The following is a 12,109-nucleotide window of genomic DNA, read 5'->3' on the forward strand; positions in this document are numbered from 1 at the left end:
TGGGGTCGGGATTTATGTCAGCCTTCACGCCAGGCGCGTTCTATCTCTTCAGCCAGAATCTTCACGCCAGCCTCGATTTTCTCCGGCTCCGGAACGTAGTTCATCCGCATGCACTGGTGGGTGTGCGGCCACGGCTTGTCCAGCCCCGGGAAGAAGTAATCACCGGGAACCATCAACACGCCGCGTGCTTTCAGGCGCTGATACAGCAGCTCGGTGGTGATAGGCAAGTCCTTGAACCACAGCCACAGGAAAATCGCCCCTTCTGGTTTATGGATCAGGCAGCGCTCTTCGGATAAGTAACGGCGAATGATCGCCACGGTCTCCTGAACGCGCTGATAATAAAACGGCTTGATCACGGTCTCCGACAGGCGCAGGAGATCGTTGCGTTTAATCATCTCGCACATGATAGCCGGACCCATACCGCCAGGGGCAAGGCTGATGATGCCGTTCATGTTGGTGATCGCGGTGATGATTTTTTCATTGGCGATAATAATACCGCAGCGCGAGCCCGGCAGCCCGAGCTTGGAAAGGCTCATGCACAGTACAATGTTGGGGTTCCACAGCGGACGGGCTTCGCTAAAGATAATGCCGGGGAACGGGACGCCGTAGGCATTATCAATGACCAGCGGAATACCGTGCTGATTGGCGAGACGGTCCAGCTTCAATAACTCTTCGTCAGTAATCACATTGCCTGTCGGGTTGGTGGGGCGCGACACGCAAATCATGCCGGTCTCTTCGCCAATGTGCAGGTGTTCAAAGTCAACGTGATACTTAAACTGACCTTCCGGCAGCAGCTCGATATTCGGGCGCGCAGAGACGAAGAGCTCCTCTTCCAACCCGGAATCGGCATAGCCAATGTATTCCGGTGCCAGTGGGAACAGGACTTTTCGGGTGGTCCCGTCGGCGCGACGTCCGGCGAAAAGATTGAATAAGTAGAAAAACGCGCTCTGACTGCCATTTGTCAGTGCAATATTTTGTGGTTCGATATCCCAGCCCAGCTTCTCGCGCAGCAGCGTGGCCAGTTCGGCCAGTAGCTCGGTTTTCCCTTGTGGACCGTCATAATTACAAAGCGCATCAGTGACTTTGCCGTTTTCCAGCATCTCGGCCAGCAGAGACTGGAAGTACTCCTGCATCTGTGGGATTTGCGCCGGGTTACCGCCGCCAAGCATGATCGCGCCGGGCGTACGTAAACCGTCGTTGAGGTCCTCCATCAGGCGGGTGATGCCTGAATGGCGGGTAAATTTGTCGCCAAAAAGTGAGAATGTCATAGCAGGTGGTCTGTCGAGCTGAGTAATAAAGTGGCTAACCATAGCGCTACCTATGGCGGGGTGCAAATCAGGCCTGTGAGACTAAATTGACGTTTTGTGCTATAAATTTGTAACAGGGTGGTGTTTTGTTTTGTATAACGCTTCTCGCCCCACCGGGTACGAGAAGCCTGGTGGGATTAGGGCTGACCTGCCCAGATGACCATCACTTTGTCGTCACCGTGCTCGCGGGAAAATCCGTATCCTTGTTTCAACGTCAGCGTGGTTTGTTTACCGGCACCGATGGCGGCATGTCTGGCCCTGAACTGGCTGATTTTCTGCCAGTGTGCGACGCTGGCGGCCGATTTACCGCTGACGTCCTGCCAGTTCATATCGGATCGCGTGCCTTGTAAAGGGTCTGAGCCGGTCGGGCCGAAAGGACGCGCGGATTCGTCACCGTAAAACAACTGCACCGCGCCCGGTGCCAGTAGCAACAGCTCGGCGGCTTTATCTCCACCTTCGCGGAACAGGCGCGTGTCGTGCGATGAGAGATAGCTCAGAACGTTAAAATCCTGCAATTTATCCGCCATCTGCTGCCAGGTGAGATCCATATTGGCCAGGCAGTCGACGGCGCTGGCCGCCTGTTCCTGATAATCAAAATTGATCATCGCATCAAAGCCATGGCGGTAATACTCACTGCGCATAACGCCGTGACCCCAGGCTTCACCAGTCATCCAGAACGGTTTATCATCCAGCGCTTTGTCCGGGTTAGCTTTCTTCCATTCGGTCAGTGCTGCGCTGGCCTGGGTTTTCAACTGCTGCCAGGCGGGAAGTTCGACGTGCTTGGCGGTATCGACCCGAAACCCGTCAATCCCGTAGTCGCGCACCCACTGACTGAGCCAGTGGGTCAGATAATCTCGTGGCGCGTAGCCCGCAATGGCTTTGGCGTGGGTATCCGGTTTGTTATTGTAAAACACCGGTAACCCGGAAGGCGTGTTGGACTCGGTTTTCAGATCGGGCAGGAAGGCCAGCGACATCGTCAGGTCGTCAAAACCGGGGCTGTCGTAGTCGCCGATGTCGGTACGGATCCAATTTTTCCCCCACCATTTTTCCCAGGCGGCTTTATCACTGAAATTGATGTAATCATTAAAGCTGTGCCAGCTCTGTCCGGCGGCGGGCTTCCAGTCCGTCCAGCGTTCACCGAGCGTATGTTTCAATTCATCGCCCGATAAATATAACGCGCCAAACTGATACGCCTGCATATCGGCCAGCGTCGCGTAACCGGCATGGTTCATCACCACATCGAACAGAATGCGGATACCGCGCTGGCGGGCGCCATCGACCAGCGCACGCAGATCGGCCTCGTTGCCCATATTGGCATCAAGCGTGGTCCAGTCCTGCGTGTAATAACCGTGATAGGCGTAGTGGGGGAAATCCCCTTTGGTGCCACCGCCTACCCAGCCGTGAATCTGCTCAAACGGAGCGCTAATCCACAGGGCGTTAACGCCTAACTGTTGCAGATAGTCGAGTTTGCTGGTGAGGCCGCGTAAATCGCCACCGTGAAACGTCCCAATCTCCTGCATGCCGTCGTTGTGGCGACCGTAGCTGTGGTCATTGGTCGGATCGCCGTTTTGAAAGCGATCCGTCAGTACGAAATACACTGTGGCGTTATGCCAGTCGAAGGGGGCAGGGGCGTCCGTTTCTGCGCGTTCAAGCAGTAATAGCCCGTTGCTACTGGCTGCGGGTTGGAGGGTGATTTGACCGTGCTTAACCATTGCCGTCTGCTGGCTGTAGTAATCACGCACCACGGCACCTTCAGGGAAAGTCTGACTCACATCCAGCGTCAGCGGTGAGCCATCCCATTTCGGACACTGGCGAATCAGGTTGCTCAACGGCTCAACGGCGGATGCTAGTGACAGCATCAACGTTGGCGTTCCGGAGCGGGTATCCACTTCCAGCGTGTAACTACCGTCTTTGAATAAACGCCACTGTGGTGGCTCGCCTGTGCAAGGTTTTAGCGACAGCATCTGGTTGAGTTTAATGGTTTCGGCAGGCTGCCAGCACTGTTGGTCAAAATTTAGTATTAAAGGACGGGTACCCTTCGTCAACGTTGCATGGCTGACAAACTTACCCGTACCCTCCACTTCGAAGGTGGGGAACCCTTGAGAAGTCCATGACGAGGCGATGGTGATGCCTGGCATAAGCGCCAGCGCAAAGGCGGCAAGTTTCATAACGCTGTCCTGAATGCTGCGATTTTAGCCAGTTTGCCAGCGAATTACGGTCGGAGACTCATCCTTTGGGTAGATTCCGCCAGGATGAGACGTGAGGGTGAGCGATCGTGCGCAAAAAACGGCATTATTTTGCGATAACACCCGCATTTTCTTCGAATTAATACCAATCTTAACCGTTAGCGCGTGACATGGTTTCGGAATTGGACTATTCCTTTGGGTGCTCTTGACGGCTATTTTTGCTATGATTTGAGATTCATCTCTCATTTTTATGAAAAATATAAGGTGTTGGAATGTATAAATCCGACCAGGAGACCTAATGATATTGACTCCCATTCGACGATATGGGGCCATGATTCTAATGTTACTCACCATTGCATTTTCCGGTGAGGTGCTGGCAAAGACACACACGGCAACAACGAGTCAGAAGCCCCAGGCAACCAAGACAAGTAATACACAGGTAAGCAGTAAACAAGAGTATTCTCGCAATAGTGCAAAGAGTAGTTCACTTCCTGATTTGCGAAAATACCCTTCCGGAACACCAAGGAAAAAAGCGTTTCTCCGGACGGTTATGCCTTACATTACTAGTCAAAATGCAGCCATTACCGCTGAACGTAACTGGCTGATTTCAAAGCAGTACCAGAATCGCTGGTCGCCGAGCGAGCGTGCGCGCATGAAAGATATCGCCAAACGCTACAAGGTGAGCTGGTCTGGCAACACGCGTAAAATTCCGTGGAACACGCTGCTTGAGCGCGTGGATATTATCCCTACCAGTATGGTGGCAACCATGGCTGCGGCAGAAAGCGGCTGGGGTACGTCGAAGCTGGCGCGTAGCAACAATAATCTGTTTGGCATGAAATGTGTCAAAGGTCGTTGCACCAATGCGCCGGGTAAGGTGAAAGGCTACTCTCAGTTTGACTCGGTGAAAGAGTCAGTGACGGCTTACGTCATTAATCTGAATACGCATCCGGCATACTCTTCTTTCCGTAAGTCACGCGCTCAGCTGCGTAAAACCGATCAGGAAGTCACCGCCACGGCGATGATTCATAAGCTGAAGGGGTATTCCACCCAAGGGAAGAGCTACAACAACTATCTGTTCGCGATGTACCAGGATAACCAGCGCTTAATTGCAGCGCATATGTAATTCCTGCGCCTGATGGCGCTACGTTTATCCGGCCAACCAGATGACTCGTCGGCCGGATAAGGCGCAGTCGTCATCCGGCAACACATCACATCAGCACTTCGCTGTTCACATCGCGGTATTCTTTTGGCGTCGTGTCGTACTCTTTCTTGAACACCGAATAGAAATACTGCAGAGACGGGTAGCCGCACATCTGTGAAATCTCGTAGATGGAAAGCGTGGTGGAAATCAGCAGGCTACGCGCTTTCTCCAGCTTTTCGGCATGGATCACCGCATGAATGGTCTCCCCGACCTCCTCTTTAAAACGCTTCTCCAGATTCGACCGTGAAATCCCCACCGAATCCAGTACCTGTTCGACCTTGATGCCCTTACAGGCATGGTTGCGGATGAAGTGCATCGCCTGAATAACAGCCGGATCGCTGAGTGAACGGTAGTCGGTTGAACGACGTTCTACGACGCGTACCGGAGGGACCAGAATGCGTTGTAGCGTCGGCTCTTCGTTCGCCAGCACGCGGTGCAGGAGTTTTGCGGCCTGATAGCCCATCTGACGAGCACCCTGAGCAACGGATGATAACGCCACGCGCGACAGGTAGCGGGTCAGTTCTTCGTTATCAATGCCAATGACGCACAGTTTCTCCGGTACCGGAATATGCAGATGTTCACAGGCCTGCAAAACGTGCCGTGCACGCGCGTCGGTGACGGCGATAATCCCGGTTTGCGGCGGCAGAGTTTGCAGCCAGTCGGCTAACCTATTTTGCCCGTGTTGCCAGTTTTCTGGTGCAGTTTCCAGGCCCTGATAGACCACTCCACGGTACTTTTCTTTCGCGACCAGTTGGCAAAAGGCATATTCACGCTCCTCGGCCCAGCGTTTGCCGCTGGAAGGTGGTAGACCGTAAAATGCAAAGCGGTTCACCCCTTTTTCTTTCAAATGCAGAAAGGCGCTTTCAACCAATGCGTGGTTATCGGTGGCAATGTAGTGGACCGGTGGATAATGTTCAGCAAGATGGTAAGAACCCCCGACGCCAACGATGGGGACATCGACATCGGCAAGTAATTGCGCAATGTCATCGTCGTCATAATCGGCAATAACACCGTCGCCTAACCAGTCTTTAATATTATCAATACGCGCGCGAAAATCTTCCTCGATGAATATATCCCATTCGGATTGCGACGCTTGCAAATATTCACCCACGCCCTCAACCACCTGGCGGTCGTAGGCTTTATTGGCATTAAATAAAAGAGTGATACGGTGACGTTTATCAAACATAAGAGCCTGTCCTGGAAAGGGTGAATATGGGCCTGTCGATACTACCAAAACCGTGGATAATGCTGCCTGATTATGTGTGACAAATTTTTGATTTGCGTAGCGCTACGCAAAACTCACATACCCTAAGCGGGAAGGCAATTGTCATATCTTATCCGCGGATTATGGTTTTTAGTTTATTCATCAGGATTCGATCCCGATCGTCTTTTTATTTCTTTATTTAGCGCGTTTTTTTGGGAGCTAGCGCACATTTGGGTATTCTCTTAATAGCGGTGTGAAATAACGTAATTGAGCAATAAATCAGGAAATTCCAGTATGGCGATATCGCAGTTTACTTGCCGTATTACCTGATTATGGAGCTTATTATGCAGGCTTATTTTGACCAACTCGACCGTGTTCGTTTTGAAGGGACAAAATCCACTAACCCGCTCGCATTTCGCCATTACAATCCTGATGAGAAAGTGTTAGGCAAGCGTATGGAAGATCACCTGCGTTTTGCCGCCTGCTATTGGCACACTTTCTGCTGGAATGGTGCAGACATGTTCGGCATGGGGGCCTTTGACCGCCCATGGCAGCAACCCGGTGAAGCGCTGGCGCTGGCGAAACGCAAAGCGGATGTGGCGTTTGAGTTTTTCCACAAGCTGAACGTGCCTTACTACTGCTTCCATGATGTAGATGTCTCGCCTGAAGGTGCTTCGCTGAAAGAGTACAAAAACAACTTCGCGCAGATGGTTGATGTGCTGGGCGCTAAACAGGAACAAAGCGGCGTGAAGCTGCTGTGGGGGACGGCAAACTGCTTTACTAACCCACGTTACGGCGCAGGTGCGGCTACCAACCCGGATCCGGAAGTGTTCAGTTGGGCGGCCACCCAGGTGGTGACTGCCATGGATGCTACGCATAAATTAGGCGGCGAGAACTATGTTCTGTGGGGCGGTCGTGAAGGCTATGAAACCCTGCTTAATACCGATCTGCGTCAGGAACGCGAGCAGATTGGCCGTTTCATGCAACTGGTGGTTGAGCACAAACACAAAACCGGTTTTCAGGGTACTTTGCTTATCGAACCGAAGCCGCAGGAGCCGACCAAACATCAGTACGACTACGATGCGGCGACCGTTTACGGCTTCCTGAAACAGTTCGGCCTGGAAAAAGAGATCAAACTGAATATCGAAGCCAACCACGCCACGCTGGCTGGCCACTCGTTCCACCACGAAATCGCCACCGCGATCGCGCTGGGCCTGTTTGGCTCTGTCGACGCCAACCGCGGAGATGCGCAGCTGGGCTGGGATACCGACCAGTTCCCGAACAGCGTGGAAGAGAATGCGCTGGTGATGTACGAAATCCTGAAAGCGGGTGGTTTCACCACGGGTGGCCTGAACTTTGATGCCAAAGTGCGCCGCCAGAGCACCGATAAATACGATCTGTTCTATGGTCATATTGGGGCGATGGACACCATGGCACTGTCGCTGAAAATCGCAGCTCGCATGATTGAAGATGGCGGCCTGGATCAGCGCGTTGCAAAACGTTATGCCGGTTGGAATGGTGAGCTGGGCCAGCAAATTCTGAAAGGCCAGATGACGCTGACTGAAATTGCGCAGTACGCTGAACAACATAATCTGGCGCCGGTGCATCAGAGCGGTCATCAGGAACAGCTGGAAAATCTGGTAAACCATTATTTGTTCGACAAATAACGGATCGTTAAGAACGTTCGTCAGCCCGGATAGCTTTGCGCTGCCGGGCATTTCTTTAAGGAACGATACCCTATGTATATCGGGATAGATCTGGGCACATCAGGCGTAAAGGCCATACTGCTGAATGAGCAGGGTGATGTTGTGGCCTCGCAGACGGAGAAACTCACGGTTTCGCGTCCTCATCCGCTATGGTCGGAGCAGGATCCTGAACAGTGGTGGCTGGCAACGGATCGCGCCGTCAAAGCACTGGCTCAGCAACATTCACTCAGTGAGGTGAAGGCGCTGGGGATTGCCGGTCAAATGCACGGTGCGACGCTACTTGATAATCAGCAGAAGGTATTGCGCCCGGCGATCCTGTGGAATGACGGACGCTGCGCACAAGAGTGCGAGATACTGGAAAACCAGGTTCCAGAGTCTCGCGGCATCACCGGCAATCTGATGATGCCGGGTTTTACGGCACCCAAATTGCTGTGGGTTCAGCGCCATGAACCGGATATTTTCCGCCAGGTTGATAAAGTCCTGCTGCCGAAAGATTACCTGCGTTTACGTATGACCGGGGAATTCGCCAGCGATATGTCTGATGCCGCCGGTACGATGTGGCTGGACGTTGCGAAGCGCGACTGGAGCGACGTCATGCTGGCAGCCTGTCACCTGACCCGTGCGCATATGCCTGCGTTGTTTGAAGGCTGCGAGATTACCGGCACGTTGTTGCCTGCGGTCGCGCAGGCCTGGGGCATGTCCGAGATCCCGGTGATTGCGGGTGGCGGAGATAACGCGGCAGGCGCGGTTGGCGTCGGTATGATGAATGCCGGTCAGGCGATGCTTTCGCTGGGCACGTCCGGTGTTTACTTTGCGGTAAGCGACGGATTCCTCAGTAAACCAGAAAGTGCGGTACACAGTTTTTGTCATGCTTTACCTGAAAGATGGCATCTGATGTCCGTTATGCTCAGTGCGGCATCCTGCCTGGACTGGGCGGCAAAATTAACCGGGCTGAGCAGCGTTCCTGCACTAATAACTGCGGCACAACAGGCGGATGAGCAGGCTGAACCCGTCTGGTTTTTGCCGTACCTGTCGGGTGAACGTACGCCGCATAATAATCCGCAGGCGAAAGGCGTCTTTTTTGGTCTGACGCATCAGCATGGGCCGGCAGAACTGGCGAAAGCAGTGCTGGAAGGCGTGGGATTCGCGCTGGCGGATGGTATGGATGTGGTGCATGCCTGTGGTGTTAAACCGGCCAGCATTACGCTCATTGGCGGCGGGGCTCGCAGCGAGTACTGGCGCCAGATGCTGTCTGATATCAGTGGGCTGCAGTTGGATTACCGTACCGGCGGTGATGTTGGTCCTGCTTTGGGGGCGGCACGTTTGGCACAAATTGCCATGAATACTGATAAGCCATTATCCGATCTGCTGCCTCAACTGGTGCTGGAACAGGCGCATTATCCTGGCGCAGAGCGCCATGCGCTTTATTTACAACGTCGTGAAACCTTCCGTCGTCTCTACCAGCAATTGCTGCCACTCATGTCCTGATCTTATTTCCCCTCTGCTAACTCGGAGGGGATTTTCATAATCTATTTATTTCCCAAATTAATAAATTACGTGCATGGATTTATTCTGAAAATCTAACCTGGTGCTATTTTTCAGTGTTGTCTTTAGTGGGTTATTCATATGGTATCCATGATGGATAAGGAGATCCCAATGAAGACGACAAGGCTTATGGCATGGCTATTATTCCTTTCGGGCGCGCTCATTTACGTTATTGGTTTATGGCGCGCATGTCCTTTGTTGAGCGGGAAAGGATACTTTCTGGGTGTTCTGATGACGGGGATGTTCGTGACGTACGCTTATCAGCGTGCTGAAAATCTCAATCAGAACGACGAACACTTCGCTTCCGTGTGTCAGATGGTGGCGCTCATAACGATCGGATTGTTGCTAGTGGGGGTGTGGAATACCCCGTTAGCACCCATCGAAATGGGGCTGTACCCGGCGGCATTCTTTGTGTGTTTAGCGGGGAAAATTATGCTGATGCGCCCGCTAAAGGAGTAACGACGGGTGAATGTTAACTCACCAGTCGGCGTGTATCGATGCGTTGCAGCAGAACCGAAAGTAGCAGGCTGCCCGCCAGCGTGGCGCTGAAAATCCACAGCATATCCAGCGGCGGCCAGTTCTGAAGTTCGATACCGTTAGTGCGCAGCGCATGAATGATCAGCGCGTGGAAGCCATAGATACCCAGTGAGTGGCGGGAAATCAGGCCCAGTACGGGGATAGTGCGTGCGCTGAGGGTGTTTTTGACCAGCGTCAGCAGCGAGACTGCGCAAATAAATACGGCTGGGCCGCAGTAGAGATACCAGGTATCGGCAAAATTTCCTCGCCAGCGGAGTTCATGCAACGTGCCCCGAGAAATAATAAACACTGCAGTGATGAACAACGCCGCACAGAGCCAGGTGAGCGCACGCTTTTGCGTATCCATCATGCCAATCGCCCGGCCTAGCATGCCATACAGGATGTAATAGACCGTGTCGCCGCTGATGTACAGGTTGATGGGCAGCCACTCAACGCCCCCCATTTTTAGCGAGACGGTGTTGGGATTAGCAAGGATGCCAAGCACCACCATCAGCGCCAGCAGCATTTTTCCGCTAATACTTTTCACTTGAATCAGCGGTGAGACCAGGTAGATGACGGCGATGGCGAAGAAAAACCACAGGTGATAGAACACCGGTTTTTGCAGCAAATTTTTCAAAGACAGCTCGGCGTTAATCGAGGTGAACAGTGAGATGTAGGCCAGTGCGACGGCGCTATAAAACAGAACGCAGAGCGCAATACGGAGAAAATGTCGCGGCTGGGCGCTGCGCTCGCCAAAGAAAAGAAAGCCTGAAATCATGAAAAACAGCGGTACGCTGACGCGTGAAGCTGAATTGAGTACATTGGCAAGATCCCAGGCTAACGGGCTGACGCTGTGCGCATTGGTGATGTACCAGGTGGTGGTATGGATCATAACCACCATTAAACAGGCAATCCCGCGCAGGTTATCAATCCAGAAAATTTTGGGCTGCATCAGTTCCTCTGTTTCCATTAAAAAAAGTCTGACTGGCATTTCGCGGATGTATCTCACTGGAATAATCTGAGTTTTTACGCTAAAGCTTGTGATGGTCCGATGAGATTCTCAAAATAGGATCCGTTTCCAGACAGTAATAATAATAAGACTGACCCGCAAATCAGAGGGTAATAAAATGATGATGAAGTATTTCTTTCCCGCGATGGCTGCCCTCCTGCTGGCAGGATGCGCGGACCCACAGCCGCCAGCACCGGCTCAGAACGCGCAAAAGGCCAAGGTGAGCTCTTCACGTTCGTTGGATATGGAAGCATTATGCAAAAATGAAGCGGCTGAACGTTATAACACCGGGATGCAGAAAATAGACGTTACCGGCTTCGAACAGTTCCAGGGCAGCTATGAGATGCGTGGTTCTACCTTCCGTAAAGAGAGTTTTGTCTGCTCATTTGACGCAGACGGGCAGTTTTTGCATCTTTCCATGCGCTAAGTTCCTCCTTTTTCCCGTTTCGTACTGTATATCTTGCAGCCAGCGGGTATACTGATCGCTTCCTTTAAATCCACACGTATCCAGCACGAAATAATATGCAAAAGTTTGATACCAGGACCTTCCAGGGCTTGATCCTGACCTTACAGGATTACTGGGCTCGCCAGGGCTGCACCATTGTTCAACCATTGGACATGGAAGTCGGCGCGGGTACTTCTCACCCAATGACCTGCCTGCGCGCGCTGGGGCCGGAGCCGATGGCGACTGCTTATGTGCAGCCTTCTCGTCGTCCGACCGACGGTCGCTATGGCGAAAACCCGAACCGCTTACAGCATTACTATCAGTTCCAGGTCGTCATTAAGCCGTCCCCGGACAACATTCAGGAGCTGTACCTTGGTTCGCTGAAAGAGCTGGGTATGGATCCAACCATTCACGACATCCGTTTCGTGGAAGATAACTGGGAAAACCCAACGCTGGGTGCCTGGGGTCTGGGTTGGGAAGTGTGGCTGAACGGCATGGAAGTGACGCAGTTCACCTACTTCCAGCAGGTTGGTGGTCTGGAATGTAAGCCTGTGACCGGAGAAATCACTTACGGTCTGGAACGTCTGGCGATGTACATTCAGGGCGTAGACAGCGTTTACGACCTGGTCTGGAGCGACGGCCCGCTGGGTAAAACCACTTACGGCGATGTGTTCCATCAGAACGAAGTCGAGCAGTCGACTTACAACTTTGAATACGCTGACGTGGACTTCCTGTTCACCTGCTTCGAGCAGTATGAGAAAGAAGCCCAGCAGCTGCTGGCGCTGGAAAACCCACTGCCGCTGCCTGCTTACGAACGTATTCTGAAAGCCGCCCATAGCTTCAACCTGCTGGATGCGCGTAAAGCCATCTCCGTCACCGAGCGTCAGCGTTATATTCTGCGCATTCGCACCCTGACCAAAGCAGTGGCAGAAGCTTACTATGCTTCCCGTGAAGCCCTTGGCTTCCCGATGTGCAACAAAGACAAATAAG

10 protein-coding genes are annotated in these 12,109 nt (G+C 52.8%); 6 read left to right on the forward strand and 4 right to left on the reverse strand.

The annotated features are described in order from the left end of the window. Positions 1-17: 17 nt before the first annotated feature. Positions 18-1,268, reverse strand: a complete 1,251-nt coding sequence (avtA, locus tag FDW98_RS22550; RefSeq protein ID WP_096759134.1) for a valine--pyruvate transaminase — start codon at positions 1,266-1,268, stop codon at positions 18-20. A gap of 176 nt (positions 1,269-1,444) precedes the next feature. Continuing rightward, entirely contained in the window at positions 1,445-3,475 is a 2,031-nt protein-coding gene (gene malS / locus FDW98_RS22555; protein ID WP_096759135.1) for an alpha-amylase, read from the reverse strand. Between the two features lie 316 nt (positions 3,476-3,791). Between malS and FDW98_RS22560 the strand changes: the two genes are divergently transcribed. Beyond that, the gene (locus FDW98_RS22560) at positions 3,792-4,616 is read left to right on the forward strand and encodes a protein bax (RefSeq protein WP_096759137.1); all 825 of its coding nucleotides are present in this window, start codon (positions 3,792-3,794) and stop codon (positions 4,614-4,616) included. Positions 4,617-4,701: 85 nt separating this feature from the next. On the opposite strand, the gene xylR is transcribed toward FDW98_RS22560, so the two are convergent. Continuing rightward, entirely contained in the window at positions 4,702-5,880 is a 1,179-nt protein-coding gene (xylR, locus tag FDW98_RS22565) for a D-xylose utilization transcriptional activator XylR (RefSeq protein WP_096759138.1), read from the reverse strand. A gap of 362 nt (positions 5,881-6,242) precedes the next feature. On the opposite strand from xylR, the gene xylA reads away from it, so the two are divergent. The 3 genes from xylA to yiaB all read left to right on the forward strand — a co-directional run bounded on the left by xylA (position 6,243) and on the right by yiaB (position 9,608). Further along, positions 6,243-7,565 (forward strand): xylose isomerase, encoded by a 1,323-nt coding sequence (xylA, locus tag FDW98_RS22570; RefSeq protein WP_096759139.1) that lies wholly within the window; start codon positions 6,243-6,245, stop codon positions 7,563-7,565. Between the two features lie 72 nt (positions 7,566-7,637). Then, complete coding sequence (gene xylB / locus FDW98_RS22575) at positions 7,638-9,092, forward strand: xylulokinase (RefSeq protein WP_096759140.1); 1,455 nt, start codon at positions 7,638-7,640, stop codon at positions 9,090-9,092. A gap of 168 nt (positions 9,093-9,260) precedes the next feature. Continuing rightward, positions 9,261-9,608: an inner membrane protein YiaB gene (gene yiaB, locus FDW98_RS22580; protein ID WP_096759141.1), complete on the forward strand. Its 348-nt coding sequence runs from the start codon at positions 9,261-9,263 to the stop codon at positions 9,606-9,608. Between the two features lie 13 nt (positions 9,609-9,621). Here the strand turns inward: yiaB and FDW98_RS22585 are convergent, their stop codons facing one another. Further along, positions 9,622-10,617: an acyltransferase gene (locus tag FDW98_RS22585; RefSeq protein ID WP_096759498.1), complete on the reverse strand. Its 996-nt coding sequence runs from the start codon at positions 10,615-10,617 to the stop codon at positions 9,622-9,624. A gap of 175 nt (positions 10,618-10,792) precedes the next feature. On the opposite strand from FDW98_RS22585, the gene FDW98_RS22590 reads away from it, so the two are divergent. Together FDW98_RS22590 and glyQ are read left to right on the forward strand one after the other, a co-directional pair. Then, a complete protein-coding gene (locus FDW98_RS22590; RefSeq protein WP_096759142.1) occupies positions 10,793-11,101 on the forward strand; it encodes a YsaB family lipoprotein in 309 nt (102 codons plus the stop codon). A 95-nt stretch (positions 11,102-11,196) separates the two neighbouring features. Next, on the forward strand, positions 11,197-12,108 hold the full coding sequence (gene glyQ, locus FDW98_RS22595; protein WP_001168551.1) for a glycine--tRNA ligase subunit alpha: 912 nt from the start codon (positions 11,197-11,199) through the stop codon (positions 12,106-12,108). Position 12,109 lies beyond the last annotated feature (1 nt).

The organism is Citrobacter sp. wls711, assembly GCF_005281055.1.
GTDB classification, from domain to species: Bacteria; Pseudomonadota; Gammaproteobacteria; order Enterobacterales; family Enterobacteriaceae; genus Citrobacter; species Citrobacter gillenii.